Raw genomic sequence first — 15,101 nt, 5'->3', positions numbered from 1 at the left:
GGGACCTTCCGCCGCCTGCGTGATCAGAGCTCAGGCGACTTCATCAATATCGGAATGACCGGCAGGCAGCTTTTCCCTGCGCACATCGGCGCCGTCTGGCGCGTCGTCGCGCGCCCCTGAGGAAAGCCTCCGTGCCTTGTGGGGCGTGGCGGTGCGGCTACCGCTCTTCTCGTCAAGGCAGGAAAGAGCAATCTTCAGAAGATTGGCGCAATGGCGGTGGCAGGCGGCCTCCGTGGCAATCGCATCGTGCCGGTCGATCGCGGACGCGATTTCCCGCATCCCCCTCAGACATTCTTCCATATAGCGTTCGCCGCCGACGCCGGCGGCGCGCAATTGCCGCTGCCGCAGATAGATTGAACTCAGCGCGCTGGCGGCAAGCCGGTTGCCCGCCCCCTCCATGATGGTCGCACTGAAACGGCCGGCGATTTCGAAGAAGCCGGGCCCGTCGAGCGGCGGCTCGATCTCGGCGAGCTCGTCGGCGATGTGGCGGAGCTCGGCGCGGCTCTTTTTGCTCGCCTTGTCGGCGAATTGCGCGGCGACCAGCCCTTCGAGGACCGCCCGGGTGGCGTAGATGTCGTCAGCTTCCTTTTTACCGCAGGGCGCCACGATCGCGCCCTTGTGCGGCACGGAGACGGCAAGCCCCTCGCTCTCGAGGGCGCGCAGCGCCTCGCGCAGCGAAGTCCGGCTGATCCCGAGAGCCTGGCAGAGATGGCGCTCGCGCAAAGGCGTACCCGGCGGGAGCTCGCCCGAGGCAATGGCCTCGCGCAACCGCTCCGTCAGCCGTGCGCGCAACGGCGTCGCAGACGCCACGTCCGAGACGATCTTCGTCAGCATGGCGCAGCCCCCGCGTCACGACGGAAATGCCGCCACGGTCGTGCAACCGACTCTTCAGATTGCTTTAAGACAACTCCGGCAGGAAAAACCGTGCACCGTCCGAGGTGATGAAATGTCGCGGTGAAGCAGGCCTGCACGCGCCCCGCGCCATCGAATGCGGGAGCCGCTGACGCGCGCCGGCTCTTTGGAAGGAAGGTCATATCCCCCTGGAGCGTTTTGTATTGCTGTGTCCCGCCGCAATAAGCCTTTTACTGCCGCTGAATGACTGGATCAATATTCCTGAGTGATTGCCGCCTGCGACCATTGGCGGATTGAATCTTAAGCTGACGGGCACACGCAGAATAACTCGCCAAGGCCGTTCATCTGGTCTCCCCTTTCGGCTAGACAGCGCTCATCATAAAAAGGAAACGCCCGAAAGGTCCTCTCATGCCCCCATCGACTGCCGCAGGAACGCTCGATCTTGAGCACCTTCGCGAATGGATTGGCCGCAGCGAGACGGTGCGCGACGTCGTCACACCGCATCTCGTCGCCGCCTTCCGCGCCACGATGGATGTGGAGCCCGGCACGCCGAAACCGGGCGAGGAGGCCCCCGCCGCAATTCACTGGTGCCTTGCGCCAGCCACCGTGCCGATGTCCGGACTTGGTCCGGACGGACATCCAAGCCGCGGAGGCTTTCTGCCGCCCGTGCCGCTGCCGCGCCGCATGTGGGCCGGCGGTCGCCTCGAATTGGAAGGTCCGATCCTCGTCGGAGACGAGGTCGAGCGCCGCTCGGTGGTGCGCGACGTCGTGCGCAAGGAAGGCCGCACTGGCGAGCTCTGCTTCGTGACCGTCGACCACGAGATCTCCACGAGCCGCGGCCTCGCCATCCGCGAGCGCCAGGATCTCGTTTATCGCGAGGCAGCCCCGACAAGCCCGGCCGCGTCACCGCGCTCTCAGCAGGCCGCGGCAAAACCGTCGCCGGAGGCTCCGCAGGCGGAACAGCAAAAGCCAGTCACCGCCGATGCGGTGCGTCTCTTCCGCTATTCGGCGCTCACCTTCAACGGCCACCGCATCCATTACGATCGCCGCTATTGCATCGAAGAGGAAGGCTATCCGGGCCTCGTCGTGCACGGCCCCATGCAGGCGACCTGGCTTCTGCATTACGCCGCCGAGCTCAAAGGAGAGCTTCCGAAAACCTTCGATTTCCGCGGCGTCAAACCGTTCTTCGACGGCGCTCCGGCCACGCTCAACGCCACGGAGAAGGACGACGGCCTTTCCCTCTGGGTCGCCGCAGACGGCGCCCCCACCATGCAGGCCACTGCCGCCTGGTAGGCAATATCGTTTGCCGAACCGCGCCCTCCCGCAGTAAACTCAAATATTCAACTGCGGGAGGTGTCCATCAAATGAAGGCCGAGGCAGACATCAGCCCTGCCCGAGAGGCCGATCTGAAAGAGATCTCGGCGCAGGACGTCGAGGACATTCTTGCCGATTACCGCTCGGCAGACGACGTCACCCCGATGCATCCGGGCGAACTTTACCGCATTTGGGTGATGGAGCGGCGCAATCTTAAGGTCGTCGACGTTGCCCGTCTTGCCGGCATCTCCCGCGAGATGCTGCACCGGATCCTGCGTGGCGACGCGCCGATCACGGCGCGCACAGCGCTCGGGCTTGCGGAAGCGGCAAAGAATGAGCCGGAGTTCTGGCTGCGCGCCCAGATGGTCTACGATCTCTGGCACGAGCGCGAGAGACGCCGCGCGAAATCGACCGCCTGCGCATAAAAGGCGGCCGACCGAAAAAGCTCTTTGATGCGTCAGGCGACCTGGCGCTCGGCCTTTTTCACCATTTCCGCGCCGTAATCGCCGAAGAGGAAGCCGTTGGCGAATTCCGCTTCCGGCAACAGCGCGGCGAGCTTCGCCTGCGCCTCGTCTCCCGAGATCTTGCGGTCGAGGCGCTGGCGATAGAGCTCCGCCACCGCCACCATGTCGCAATCATGCGGCGACAGGCGGAAGGAATTGACGCCGGCCTGCATCAGGATGTCGAGCTCGCCGAGGGCGCTGCCATAAGCGAACGACAGCGTCTGCACGCCGTTGATGGCCAGAAAATCCCCGCCGTCGAGCGTCTTCACCGGCAACCCGTCGGCATCGAGGCCACAGACGAACTGGCAGGAATCCTTCGAGACTTTGTGGATGCGCGCGTGATAGCAGCGCCCGGAAATGGCGAGCGGCACGCGCCCGAAAGCCCACACTTCCGTATCGAGATCGAGGGCAGAACCCGCCTTTGCCAGGCTCTCCACCGAGGCGATCGGCAGCTCCGGCGGCAGGCAGACATGCTTGGCGCCGCGCCCGGCGAGCCAGGACAGGGTGCCCTCATTGTAGACGTTGACCAGCGGACCGACGGCGATCTTCCGCCCCGGTTCCAGATAGCGCAGCATGGTGAGGTCGTTGACCTCGATCACATGCTCCTCGTCTTTGGCGAGCCCGGCGCCCGCCTTGCGCTCGCGCGGCAGCGTGATGAGCGCCAGCGACGACAGCACGACCTCCTTGCCGGCCGCCTCCAGCCGCTCCACCGCTTCGCTGATGACGTCGTTGTAGAACGGCAGCCGTTTGGAGCAGACGACTTCGCCGAGACAGACGCGGTCGACCGGCGCCTCGTCGGCGATGCGGGCGTAAAAATCCGCCCATTTCTCCACCGGCCAGTTGAACAGGACGGGTCCGAGCGTGAGCAATGCTTGTCCGGCCACAGTTACACCTCTTATCGTTTTGTGAGACCGGCGCTCAGCGCCAGGTCTTGCTGTAAGCGCCGGAGGTCGTCGTCTGTCCCTCCGTCAGCCGCTGGAGTTCGTTCGCCATGATCGGCAGGCCCTTGGCCTGTGCCTCCACCGCCTTGCGGAAGGTGTGCACCACGGTCTTCGTATAGGAGCGGCTGCGCTGCCGGCCCTCGATCTTGAGCGCCGTCACGCCGGCGGAGGCGAATTCGGTGATCAGCGTCGCCGCGTCGAGGCTTGCCGGATCCTCAAACACATGCCCCTGATAATCGCCGGCCTGGAAGCAGCCCTTGCACAATGTCGGATAAGGGGCCGGCGCGTCCTTCTTCACCCGGTTGATGGTGAAATCGCCGAGCCCGCAGACGAGCTCGCTGCCCTCTTCCTTGTAATGCACGTGGCTTGCCGGCGAACAGGCGCCGTTCATGTTGGGCGAGCGCCCGGTCGCGTATGCGGAAAGCGCGCAGCGTCCCTCCGCCATCACGCACAGCCCGCCGAAGACGAACACCTCCGTCTCGCATTCGATCTCGCGGTTGATCGCGGCGATCTCCTGCACGGTCAAAACGCGCGGCAGCACCACGCGCCGCACGCCGAAAGTCTCGGCATAGAAATTGATCGCGTCGGGATTGGCGGCGGCCGCCTGCACCGAGAGATGCCGGCGCAGCCCCGGCTGGTGGTTGGCCGCGTAATCGAGCAGCCCGACATCGGCAAGGATCACCGCGTCGGCGCCGAACCGGGCCGCATCGTCAACGGCCGCCCGCCAGAGTTCGGGCGCGCCGGCGCGGGGAAAGGTGTTGATGGCGACGAGAACCTTCGAGCCGCGCCGATGCGCGTAGTCGATCGATTCTTCCATCTCAGCCCGCGAGAAATTCAGGCCCGGGAAGTTGCGCGCATTGGTTTCGTCGCGGAAGCCGCAATAAACCGTATCGGCGCCCGCCTCGACGGCGGCGCGAAGCGCGGCCGGAGTGCCGGCCGGGCAGACGAGCTCAAGGGGTTTCACGTAAAGGCCTCGTTCTCATCGCTGCGGGAAAGGGGAAGTCCGGTGATGCGGGCGGCAACGGGCGTCACGTTGCGCAGAAACGGCTCGATCGCCGGCCGGAACGGCCCGAAGGCGATCGCCGCCTCCTCCATCAGATCGATTTCCGCATCGTCGAGCGCGTTGCGCAGCGCCAGCACCGCCTCCGTGTCGCCCTCGATGATGATATCGCGCGAGAAGAACAGCGCATCGCCATCGAAGGTGCCGTGGATCATGCCCATCAGCGCGCCGAGCGGACCGGCGATTCGCCCGTCCCAGGCGCCTGCCCGTTCACGCCGCAGCGGCTCCACGGTCGGATGCTCCGGATCGGGCTTCAGACGAAAGACGAAAGGCAGATCCGTCGGATCGATCAAAAACACCTTCTCGGCATGATGATCGAGCCGCAGAAACAGCCCCGGGCGACGGCGAATCAGCCCGGAAACCAGCCTCTCCAGCATGAGCCGCAACGGCAGAAGCGGCAAAGGACGCATGAGCAGGCGCACGGGCGCCGGCACTGCGACGATATTGGGGGAAGTTTGCATCACCGTCCAATCCAGCGACAAACAAACGGGAACGTCCTTGATCTAGCTCAAAGCAGCCGCCCTGCCCCTGCCGCATCGAGCCACAGAGGAGGCGCCGGTGACCTTTCGAGACCTGCCACATTTCCGCAATCTGCGTGACTTCCTGAGGCATCTCGAAGGTGCGGGGGACTTCCGGCACATTTCGGCGCCGGTTTCCATGGTGCACGAAGTCACGGAGATCCACCGCCGCGTCTTAAAGGCGGGCGGACCGGCGCTGCAGCTCGACAATGCGCGCGATGCGGCAGGCGAGCCGGCCTCGATGCCGGTCGTCGTCAATCTCTTTGGCACGGTCGAGCGTGTCGCCGCCGGCTTCGGCGTGAAGAAGGAGCGCCTCGGAGAGCTCGGCGAGATGATGGCCTCGCTGCGCTCGCCGCAGCCGCCGAGCGGCCTGCGCGATGCGATCGCGCATCTGCCCATGCTGAAGGCGGCGCTCAACACGCGCCCCGACAGCGTGCGCAACGCCCCCTGCCAGGCGGAGGTGCTGCGCGGCGCGGACGCAAGACTCTCCCGCCTGCCGATCCAGACCTGCTGGCCGGGCGAACCGGCACCGCTCATCTCCTGGCCGCTGGTCGTCACCCGACCGCCGGACAACGGCTCGCTCAATGTCGGCGTCTACCGATTGCAGGTCCTCGACGATACGCATCTCATCACCCGCTGGCTCGCGCATCGCGGTGCCGCCGCCCATCACCGCGCCTGGGCGAAACAGGGCAAGGACATGCCGGTGGCGATCGTCATCGGCGCTGACCCCGCCACCATCCTGTCAGCCGTGATGCCGATCCCCGAAACCCTGTCGGAGCTCGATTTCGCCGGTCTCATCCGGGGCGAACGACCGAAGGTGGTGCAGGGGCTGACCGTTCCCCTCCCCGTGCCGTCGGAAGCGGAGATCGTCATCGAAGGCTATGTCTCAGCGGAAGAGACGGCGCCCGAAGGGCCTTACGGCGACCACACCGGCTATTACAACGCCGTCGAGCCCTTCCCGGTGATGCGCGTGACGGCGATCACCCATCGCCGCGATCCCTTGTATCTTTCGACCTTCACCGGCCGTCCGCCGGACGAGCCCTCAGTCATGGGCGAGGCGCTCAACTATCTCGCCAAGCCGCTCATCATTCAGCAAATGCCGGAAATCTCCGACGTCTGGCTGCCGCCGGACGCCTGCTCCTACCGGCTCGCCATCGTCTCCATCAAGAAGCGCTATCCGGGCCAGGCGCGCCGCGTCATGATGGGCATGTGGGGGATGCTGCCGCAGTTCAGCTACACCAAGGGCATCGTCGTCGTCGACGACGACATCGACGTCCACAACGGCGCCGACGTCCTCTGGGCCCTGTCGACGCGCATGGACCCTTCGCGCGATCTCGTGCAGCTGGAATCGACCCCCATCGACTATCTCGATTTCGCCTCGCCGGAATTCGGCCTCGGCGGCAAGCTCGGCATCGATGCGACCAACAAGATCGGGGCGGAAACGCACCGCGAATGGGGCACGGTTCTCGACATGTCGCCGGAGGTGAAGGCCCGCGTCGATCAGATGTGGCCGAAACTCGGCCTCTCCGGCCTCGATCAGATCCGCTCCCTGCGCAAGACTGGCTGAGGGCTGAATCCCTCTCTACTCCGGCAGCCAGAGCACCGCCTCGAAACCGTCTTCGCGTCCCGCGGCCGGCGAGGACAGCGTGAGCTCCGCGCCCGAGCCCGCCGCGATCGCCTGCGCGATGGCGAGACCGAGCCCGGCGCCCTTGGCGCGCGTCGCCCCGCGTTCAAAGCGCCCGCGCAGGCGTTTCAGCTCGTCCGGCCCGACGACGACCCCGCCGTTGACGACCCGCACGACATTGTCGCTCGGCACCTCGATCTCGATCATCCCCTTCGGCTCGCCGTGCTTCAGCGCGTTCTCGATGAGATTGCGCAGAAGGATCGCAAACGCGTCGGCATCCATATGCGAGACGAGGCGGCCGTTTGTGACGAGCCGAAGACGCGCGTTTTCCGGCTCGGCGCGGCGGAATTCTTCGACGAGATGCTCAAGAACCGTCGTCAGATCCTGCTCGGCCTCGGCGATCAGCCCGGCGCCTTCGGCGCGTGCGAGCTGCATCAGCTTTTCCGACAGCGACGACAGCCGCGTCAGCCCCGCCTCGATATGGCGCCCACGCTCGCGCACCGCCTCGTCCTTGCTGACGGCGATGAGCCGCTGCGTGTGGGCGAGTGCCGCCGCGATCGGGGTGCGCAGCTCATGGGCGCTGTTCGCCGTGAAACTCCGCTCCGCCTCGAGCGCCCGCCGCAGCCGCTCCATCAGCCGGTTGACGGCATCGGCGATCGGTTCGATCTCCGCCGGCAATCCACCGTCCGCGATCGGCGACAGATCGCCCTCGCCTCGCGCTTCGATGGCACCGCGAAACGACCGGATCGGCCGGATGCTGACGCGCACGAACCACCACACGCCAAAAAGACTTGCCGGGACGAGCCCGAGGAGCGGCAGGAACAGCGTTCCCGCGGCCTCGATCGCCGCCTCGCGGCGATGGGCGAGCGTTTCGGCGACCTCCATGATGATCGTGCCGCTCACCGCCTTCTCGCCATAGATGCGATGCGTCTTCGTCGTGCGAAAACCATGCGCCGGCGTGTCGGGGAAATCCGCCGGGACGGCATCGTGCGATTGCATCAGAATCCGGCCCTTCGAATCGCGCACGAGATAGGTCAGAAACTCCTTGTGCTCGCCGATCGGCGTGACCCGGCGTCCGCCCGCCCCCGCGCTCCTTTCCACGATATCGAGCACGGCGAGCGGCAACAGCCGTTGCGCGGTCTCCTGCAGCGCGCTGTCATAGGCCTCGTCCAGCTCTTCGCGGATCACGAGGCCGGCCGCGATCGCTGCCGCCAGCCACATCGCCGTGACCCCGACCGCCAGCCCGAGGCTCAGGCGGCGCTGCAGGCTCGGCGCACCCGTCCAGATCCGCCACATCATCGTTTCAGCCGGTAGCCCATGCCGCGCACGGTCTCGATCGCCTCATGCCCGAGCTTTTTGCGCAGGCGGCTGATATGCACCTCGATCGTGTTGCTCTCCACCTCCGCCCCGAAGGGATAAAGCCGCTCTTCGAGCTGCGTCTTCGACAGGAGCGTCCCGGGATGCTGGAGAAGGCCTTCGAGAAGCGCCCATTCGCGCGCCGTCACCTCCACCGGACGCCCGCGGCGATAGACGGAGCGGCCGGCGAGATCGAATTCGATGTCGCCGAGCGTGACGAGCGGATTGGGATTGCCGGCATAGCGTCGTGACACGGCGGCAAGCCGCGCCGACAGCTCCGACAGATTGAACGGTTTGACGAGATAATCGTCGGCCCCGGAATTGAGCCCGGCGATCCGGTCGGAGATCTGGTCGCGCGCCGTCAGGATGATGACGGGCGTCACGTCTCCGCCGCTGCGCAGCCGGCGCAGCAATCCGAGCCCCGGCCCGTCCGGCAGCATCAAATCGAGAAGCAATAGATCGTAAGGCGTGGAATGGATCGCCGCTTCCGCATCGGCAATTGTCTCGACCCAGTCGATCGCATGTCCCTCATCGGCGATGTGTTCATGCACGGCATCGCCGAGAAGCCGATCGTCTTCCACGAGCAGAACCCGCATCGTCGCCCCCGAACTTTATGCGCGAAACTTCCCCCGATACGGGGGGAACCTGAAGCCAGCCTGAAGCCCAGAAAATCGTGCTTCAGGCTGGCTTCAGGCACCACTCCCATCTTGCTCCCATGGCCGATGCGCAAAGGCCGATCCGACTGGAGAGCAAGATGAAGAAGCTTATCACCGCAACCGTTCTGACGCTCGGCGCAATGACCGCCGGCACCGCTTTCGCAAGCGACGACGCGCGCTGCAACGCCCCGATGGCCGAGTGGCAGCCGCGCGAAGCGCTGCAGCAGCAGCTTGAGAGCAAGGGCTGGGAAGTCCGCCAGATCAAGACCGAAGACGGCTGCTACGAAGCCTATGCGATCGACGATCAGGGCAAGCGCGTCGAAGCCTATTTCGACCCGAAGACCCTTGAGATGGTGCGCCAGGGCCGCGGGGACCGCGACTGAGATGGACGCACCGACGATCAAGGTCTGGGACCCCCTCGTCAGGCTCTTTCACTGGAGCCTGGTGGCGAGCTTCACCATCGCCTGGCTCACCGGCGACGACGTGATGTCGGTGCATGAATGGGCGGGATATGCGGCCGGCGCCCTCGTCGCCTTCCGCGTCCTTTGGGGCCTCGTCGGCCCCAAATATGCCCGCTTCGGCCAGTTCGTCCGCTCGCCCGGCAATGTCACCCGCTACCTCAAGGCGGCGGTGCGAGGCGATGAGCCCCGCTACATCGGCCACAACCCGCTCGGCGCCTTGATGGTCCTCGCTCTCATCCTCGCCATGGCCGCGACGGCCGTCACCGGCTGGATGATGACGCTCGATGCCTATTGGGGCGTGGACTGGGTGGAAGAGACCCATGAAGCCCTCGCCAACATCATGCTCGTCATGGTGCTCGCACATGTCGTCGGCGTGCTCTTCGAGAGCTACCGCCACAAGGAAAACCTCGTCAAAGCTATGATCGGCGGCAGCAAACGTGCCCCCCGCCCCGCCGACATCGCTTGACGAGCGTTGCGGCGCCCCGGCCTCGCCGGGGCGCCGTTTTCATGTCTCTCGCCGTGTTCAGGTTTCTCCAAGCCGCGCACAGGCAAGACAGAGCCGCGCCATCGGATCGGCCTTCAGACGGCCGAAGGCGATCGGTTCCTCGCAGCTCGCGCAATAGCCGTATTCCCCGTCAGACAGCCGTCTGAGCGCAGCCTTCAGCCCGTCGATGCGGGCCGTCCTACGTTTCTGGGAGGCGAGCGCCATCGCCTGCACCTGCATCGCATCCATGCGCGAAATCCGTCCGACGCTCTGCTGGTCGAGTTCGACAGGCCGGCTTCCCTCCGACCCCGCCTCCGACAGCGCCTCAAGCTCGGCGAGTTCGTCTTCGATGCGCCGACGCAATTCGGCGATCTGTGTGGGATCGAAATCGTCCATGTTTCCCCCCGGTTTTTGGATTGTGTGTTGCGACCCCGCCTCAGACGATGTCTTCGGCCGGCAGCGCCACTTTCTGCGACACACCGAAAGCCGCCAGCACGGCCGCGGCAAGGCCGAGTGCGACGAAGCCCGTCGCGATCGCCCCGATCGACAGGCCGCTGTCGAGCGCAAGGCCGAGCACGGCGGGCCCCGCAGCCGTCCCCGCCACCATCAGCATGGCCGCAAAACTCCGCACCGTCCCGAGCCGGGCAATGCCGTAGACCTCCGCCCAGACCGAGCCGAAGGTCGTCTGCACCAAGCCTGACGACAAGCCGAGACAGACAAAGAAGGTAACGAGCGCAAAAACGCTCGACGACGAGCCCATCACCGCGATCCCGACGAACAGCGGCAGGTTCATCAGCGGCACCATGCGCCGCGCCGTCAGCCGGTCGACGATGAAACCGGAGACGATGAGCCCGCAGAGATCGCCCACCGCCATCAGCGTGAAACCGGTCGCGATCAATCCGCCCGGCCATCCCTGCGCCTCGCCGATCGGCACGATGTGGAAGGTGAGCGCGGTCGCCGTGAACGGCATATAGACGAGGATCGGCAGCGCCAGCCAGAAATAGCGCGTCGTGGCGACGATCTTGAGCCCGTCGAGAACCCGCGGCGCCGGCGCACCCGCCGCCCGCGCGAGCGGCGTCGTGAAGCGCGATTGGTGGCGCGTCAGCCACAAAAGCCATGGCAGGGCGACGGCGATGAGGAAGACGCCGACGACCACATAGGCCGCGCGCCAGCCGATCTCGCCGATCAGAAAGGCGGCGAGATTGGGCGTGACGGCGATGGCGAGCGGCAGCCCCATCGCCGTGATCGACAGTGCCAATCCGCGGCGATTGACGAAATAGCGCGCCACCGAGGTCGCCTGGATATGCGTCATCAGCCCCTGCCCGCACATCCGCAAAAACAGGAACGAGCCGAAGAGCATGAGGCCGTTTTCGACCATCGATGCGGACAGGCAGGCGGCGGCGAGACCGGCGAGCACGATCGTCACGTAAAGCCGGAGATCGACCCGGTCGATCCAATGCCCGACCGCCGGCAACAGGCTCGCAGAGGTCAGCGTCGCAGCGAGATAGATGCCGCCCATTTCGGCGCTCGAATAGCCGAGGCTCGCCGCGATCGGCGCCACGAAGAGCGCGATGAAGAAGGTCTGCCCAGGGCTCGACAGAAAGGCCGAGGAGGCCCCGAAAGCGAGGATGCGCGGCTCGGCGCGAAACAATTGCAGATGTCTGGAAAGCATGAGGTCCGGAAAGAGAGGGCGGCCCGGGGCACCGGGAAATACCAGGAGAAGGGTATGAGGCTAAGCGGGCGGCGACCGCTTCCGGCCACCGCCACTCAACGACCTAAACCAATTTCCTCCGCAGCCAACCCCCGGCCACCCCCGGCGCCGCCTTGTTTCATTCCTCTCGCTGCGCGCGGAGGCCGACTTTCTCGGTCCAGGCCGGAAAATCCGGCCGTCGCAGCACCGAAGTCACGATGGTGAGCCCGGCGCCGATCGCGCCCATCGTGAAGATGGCGCGCAAGGTGTATTCCACAGTGAAAAGCAGCGTCGCATGGGCGTCGACCGGCGCCTGCGCGGTCAATTCCATCAGCCCCATGATCCCCTGCGATGCGGCACTTCCCGGCACCATCGGGATGCAGCCGGCGACGGCCAGAACGTTTCCCGCAGGCCCGAAGCGATCCGGCAGAAGGTTGAGGAGGCGCACGGCGACGCCGACGGCGGCCGCCGCCATGAACGAGGCGGCGGCAAGGCTCCAGCCGAGTTCGAGGCCGACCGTGCGCACGCTGAGCGCCAGCCCGCCAGCAAGCGCCGCCCAGAACAGGGTGCGCCAGCCGAAATTGAAGAGAATGCCGAAGCCGAAGGCGGCCGTCGCTCCGAAGAAGGCCTGATGCAGAACCCCGTGCACGATCGGCGCCGCCTTGGGTCCGCCGACGCCGAGCGCCATCTGCGCGGCCCACACGCCGACGGTGATGAAGACGAGGATCATCAGAACCGTCATGGCGCGGGCACTGCCCATCGTCGGATAGCCCTCCATGATGTCCGTCTGCGCGTTGAGCACCGGCACGCCCGGCACGAGGAGAAGCACCGAGGAAAACATCGCCGTCTGCAGCATCGGGCTTGCCAGGAGCTCAGAGCCGAAGCCGGCGGTGGTGGCCGCGACGCAGGCGACGATCGCCGCCACCACGAAGGGGTTGGTGTGCGCCTTGAGCAGGAAGTGCCGCACCGCCTGGCCCAGCGCGCCGCCGATGAGGACCGGCATGAAGGCCGACCAGTCGATGCCCAAAAGCCGGCCGAAGGAGGCGCAGGCGAGCCCGACGGCGAGCGCCACCAGATACCAGGGATGGCGCGGCGTCTTGGTGATGAGATGGGTCAGCGCCTCGATGGTCGAGGCGACCGTCATGTCATGATGCTTCACCCGGGTGCACAACCGGCGCACGCCGTGGTTCAGGCGCAGATTGACGCCATGGGCCCCGACCGTGCGCATGCGGGTGATGGTGTTGTCGCCGCTCGTCACCGTCAAGGACAGCGAGGCAAAGCCGATGCGGGCGTGGATCTGATCCGCGCCGAGCCCTTCGGCAACCATCGTCATCCCCTGGCGCACGACATCGGTCTTCGCCCCGGTTTCGACGAGCGTCCGCCCGACAGCCAACGCCGTCATGGCGATCTTTTCCAAATTTCTGTGGCGCATCACGACCGGATCGTTTCTGTCCGTCATTTCGTCTCCTGTGTCCGCCACGAGGCGGATTGATCCGAAGGCGCCCTCCCACGCCAGCCGCGTAGCACAAGATCGTGCGCGATTGAGATCGCGGATGACGAAGACGGAAAATTTTCTCGGAGAAATCGTCGCAAGCGAGGCTTGCCAGCGCCGGAAACGCCCTCAGAGGAGGTGCATGTCTGCATGGCTCCAACCGGAAACGATCATGAAGAGGCCGATCGCCGCCACCAGCATCGCAGAAAGATAAGGCGCCTTCGCCATCACTGCGTCGAAGCGCGACGAGCGCGCGGAGATGAAGCCGATGCCGAGCGCGGTGACGGCCCCGACGGCGACGAGCATCAAGGCGAGACCGGTGCTGAAAGCGGCCACCAGCGTGATGCCGAGCCAGAATTTTCCGATCTGGAGGCACAAAAGCAGCACGGTGATCGCCGCGGCGCAGGGAATGAGCCCGCCGGAAAGCCCGAACAGGATCGTCTGCCAGGTCGAGGTCTTGCCCGCCCCGATCCGCACTTCGAGATCGCGCGCATGCGCGGCGGCATGCGCATCGAGCCCCGCATGATCATGCTCATGCGGGTGATCATGAGCGTGCAGGTGGTCGAGCGGATGCGGGTGATGATGAGCGTGCCCATGATCGTGGTCGTGTCCATGCACGTAGTCATGCCCGTGATCATGCGCCCCATGCGGATGTGTCCTGGCCGTCCCGGCAGATCGTTGCGTCTGCCACAGCATCCACATCGCGATCGACAGAATGATTGCGCCCGAAATCATCACGAAGAAGGGTTCTGCCTTCTCGCCGATCAACTCGGACCCGAAGCGCATGCCGAGGATCGCCAGAACCCAGACGATGAGCGAATGCGACAGCGCCGCCGCAACCCCGAGAAGGGCCGCCTGCCCCACCGTGCCGCGGATGGCGACGATATAAGCGGCGATCATCGTCTTCGAATGCCCGGGCTCCAACCCGTGCAGCGCGCCGAGAACGAGCGCCATGGCCGCAAGCAGGACCGGATTGCTGCCGCCCGCGGCGATCATCCCGCTCATATCCATGGCGATCCCCTCACAGGTACTTCGAGATTTCCTTGAACTCTTCGACCAGGCTCGCGCGGTCCGCCCCGTCTTCGATGCTGCCGTCGAGGCAGTGGTCGATGTGGTCGTGGATATAGAGGCGCTTCGCCTGCTCGATCGCCTTGGAGACGGCGTGGAGCTGCTGCGCGACGTCCGGGCAGGGACGCCCCTCCTCGATCATCTCGATCGTATGCCTGAGATGCCCCTCGGCCCGTTTCAGCCGCTTGACGACATCGCCGTGTGAACCGTGCTTCATGCAAATCATCCTATCCCCCCGGAGGGGATACGACAATCAAAATAGCTCACCCCCGTTTGCCGCGCTCGTGAGCCGGCAAATGGAATGGAATTTCCGCTTAAGAGGCTGAAAGTGTGGGGAGTTTTGGACGCCGGCAACCGAACGGTCGAGCGAGCCGGTCCTGAAGCCCTAGCCGGCCTCGTCCGTTGCCGTGCAATGCATGTCCCGCTCCACCAGCCGGCCATGCGACATGACGACGGTGCGGGTCGAGACATCGCCGCGGAAACGGTGGTCGTGCGAGACGAGGATCATCGCCTGCGGCAGCGACAGGAGAATCTCTTTCAGCCGCGCCTTGTTGTCGACGTCGAGCGCGTTGGTCGGCTCGTCGAGAAGCAGAACCTCCGGCTCCATCGCCAGAACGGCGGCGAGCGTGACGAGCCGCTTCTCGCCGCCCGAGAGCTTGTGGGTGATGCGGTCGCGGAAACTGACGAGATCGAGCCGCTCCAGAACCTCATCGACGATCGCCATCGCCTCGTCGCGGCTCTTGCCGAGATTGAGCGGCCCGAAGGCGATATCTTCCGCGACCGTCGGGCAGAAGAGCTGATCGTCGGGATCCTGGAAGACGAAGCCCGCGCGACAGCGCACCTCGTGGAAATCCTTCTCCTCGCGCCGCGGAGCCCCGAAGGCGGTGATGCGGCCGCGCGACGGCCGCAACAGCCCGACGATGATGTGCAGAAGCGTCGACTTGCCCGCACCGTTATGCCCGCCGATGCACAGCCTCTCGCCCGGCATCAGACACATATCGACGCCCTTGAGGACCGGCGGCCCCGAAGGATAGGCGAAATGGATATCTGAAAGGGCGATGAGTTCAGACATGCGTCATGGC

The 15,101-nt window shown here is 65.5% G+C and carries 17 protein-coding genes; 5 read left to right on the top strand and 12 right to left on the bottom strand.

The window, feature by feature from the left end:
• Positions 1–30 precede the first annotated feature (30 nt).
• Entirely contained in the window at positions 31–834 is an 804-nt protein-coding gene (locus tag EO094_RS03765; RefSeq protein ID WP_128290956.1) for a GntR family transcriptional regulator, read from the bottom strand.
• Between the two features lie 426 nt (positions 835–1,260).
• On the opposite strand from EO094_RS03765, the gene EO094_RS03760 reads away from it, so the two are divergent.
• Together EO094_RS03760 and EO094_RS03755 are read left to right on the top strand one after the other, a co-directional pair.
• Positions 1,261–2,145, top strand: a complete 885-nt coding sequence (locus tag EO094_RS03760) for an HTD2 family dehydratase (RefSeq protein WP_128290955.1) — start codon at positions 1,261–1,263, stop codon at positions 2,143–2,145.
• A gap of 71 nt (positions 2,146–2,216) precedes the next feature.
• Positions 2,217–2,591 (top strand): HigA family addiction module antitoxin, encoded by a 375-nt coding sequence (locus tag EO094_RS03755; protein ID WP_128290954.1) that lies wholly within the window; start codon positions 2,217–2,219, stop codon positions 2,589–2,591.
• A 32-nt stretch (positions 2,592–2,623) separates the two neighbouring features.
• On the opposite strand, the gene ubiV is transcribed toward EO094_RS03755, so the two are convergent.
• The 3 genes from ubiV to ubiT are packed head-to-tail and all read right to left on the bottom strand — an operon-like array spanning position 2,624 to position 5,131.
• The gene (ubiV, locus tag EO094_RS03750; protein WP_234629087.1) at positions 2,624–3,553 is read right to left on the bottom strand and encodes a ubiquinone anaerobic biosynthesis protein UbiV; all 930 of its coding nucleotides are present in this window, start codon (positions 3,551–3,553) and stop codon (positions 2,624–2,626) included.
• 34 nt (positions 3,554–3,587) lie between these two features.
• On the bottom strand, positions 3,588–4,574 hold the full coding sequence (gene ubiU / locus EO094_RS03745) for a ubiquinone anaerobic biosynthesis protein UbiU (RefSeq protein ID WP_092816403.1): 987 nt from the start codon (positions 4,572–4,574) through the stop codon (positions 3,588–3,590).
• Positions 4,571–5,131, bottom strand: coding sequence for a ubiquinone anaerobic biosynthesis accessory factor UbiT (ubiT, locus tag EO094_RS03740; protein ID WP_246008421.1), 561 nt, complete (start codon positions 5,129–5,131; stop codon positions 4,571–4,573). Before ubiT ends, ubiU begins: the two co-directional genes overlap by 4 nt.
• Positions 5,132–5,228: 97 nt before the next feature.
• Here ubiT and EO094_RS03735 point away from each other — a divergent pair, with 97 nt between their 5' ends.
• Positions 5,229–6,755: a UbiD family decarboxylase gene (locus tag EO094_RS03735; RefSeq protein ID WP_128290953.1), complete on the top strand. Its 1,527-nt coding sequence runs from the start codon at positions 5,229–5,231 to the stop codon at positions 6,753–6,755.
• A gap of 15 nt (positions 6,756–6,770) precedes the next feature.
• On the opposite strand, the gene EO094_RS03730 is transcribed toward EO094_RS03735, so the two are convergent.
• Positions 6,771–8,111 carry a sensor histidine kinase gene (locus EO094_RS03730; protein WP_205649811.1) on the bottom strand — a complete coding sequence of 447 codons (1,341 nt, stop codon included), beginning with the start codon at positions 8,109–8,111 and terminating at the stop codon, positions 6,771–6,773.
• A complete protein-coding gene (locus EO094_RS03725) occupies positions 8,108–8,764 on the bottom strand; it encodes a response regulator (RefSeq protein ID WP_128290952.1) in 657 nt (218 codons plus the stop codon). The genes EO094_RS03730 and EO094_RS03725 overlap by 4 nt, the downstream gene beginning before the upstream one ends.
• A gap of 158 nt (positions 8,765–8,922) precedes the next feature.
• On the opposite strand from EO094_RS03725, the gene EO094_RS03720 reads away from it, so the two are divergent.
• A complete protein-coding gene (locus EO094_RS03720) occupies positions 8,923–9,207 on the top strand; it encodes a PepSY domain-containing protein (RefSeq protein ID WP_128290951.1) in 285 nt (94 codons plus the stop codon).
• Between the two features lies 1 nt (position 9,208).
• The gene (locus EO094_RS03715; RefSeq protein ID WP_128290950.1) at positions 9,209–9,751 is read left to right on the top strand and encodes a cytochrome b/b6 domain-containing protein; all 543 of its coding nucleotides are present in this window, start codon (positions 9,209–9,211) and stop codon (positions 9,749–9,751) included.
• 57 nt (positions 9,752–9,808) lie between these two features.
• On the opposite strand, the gene EO094_RS03710 is transcribed toward EO094_RS03715, so the two are convergent.
• The 6 genes from EO094_RS03710 to EO094_RS03680 all read right to left on the bottom strand — a co-directional run bounded on the left by EO094_RS03710 (position 9,809) and on the right by EO094_RS03680 (position 15,091).
• Complete coding sequence (locus EO094_RS03710) at positions 9,809–10,165, bottom strand: TraR/DksA family transcriptional regulator (protein ID WP_128290949.1); 357 nt, start codon at positions 10,163–10,165, stop codon at positions 9,809–9,811.
• Between the two features lie 40 nt (positions 10,166–10,205).
• Positions 10,206–11,441: an MFS transporter gene (locus tag EO094_RS03705; protein ID WP_128290948.1), complete on the bottom strand. Its 1,236-nt coding sequence runs from the start codon at positions 11,439–11,441 to the stop codon at positions 10,206–10,208.
• A gap of 157 nt (positions 11,442–11,598) precedes the next feature.
• Positions 11,599–12,918, bottom strand: coding sequence for a threonine/serine exporter family protein (locus tag EO094_RS18525; protein ID WP_205649810.1), 1,320 nt, complete (start codon positions 12,916–12,918; stop codon positions 11,599–11,601).
• Positions 12,919–13,080: 162 nt separating this feature from the next.
• On the bottom strand, positions 13,081–13,962 hold the full coding sequence (locus EO094_RS03690; protein WP_164879549.1) for a nickel/cobalt efflux transporter: 882 nt from the start codon (positions 13,960–13,962) through the stop codon (positions 13,081–13,083).
• Between the two features lie 10 nt (positions 13,963–13,972).
• Complete coding sequence (locus EO094_RS03685; protein ID WP_092816389.1) at positions 13,973–14,236, bottom strand: metal-sensing transcriptional repressor; 264 nt, start codon at positions 14,234–14,236, stop codon at positions 13,973–13,975.
• Between the two features lie 168 nt (positions 14,237–14,404).
• Positions 14,405–15,091, bottom strand: coding sequence for an energy-coupling factor ABC transporter ATP-binding protein (locus EO094_RS03680; protein WP_128290946.1), 687 nt, complete (start codon positions 15,089–15,091; stop codon positions 14,405–14,407).
• Between the last annotated feature and the right edge of the window lie 10 nt (positions 15,092–15,101).

This window comes from Afifella aestuarii (genome assembly GCF_004023665.1).
GTDB lineage: Bacteria > Pseudomonadota > Alphaproteobacteria > Rhizobiales > Afifellaceae > Afifella > Afifella aestuarii.
Note: the sequence above shows the minus strand (reverse complement) of the source record. Positions and strands in the feature narration are given on the sequence as shown.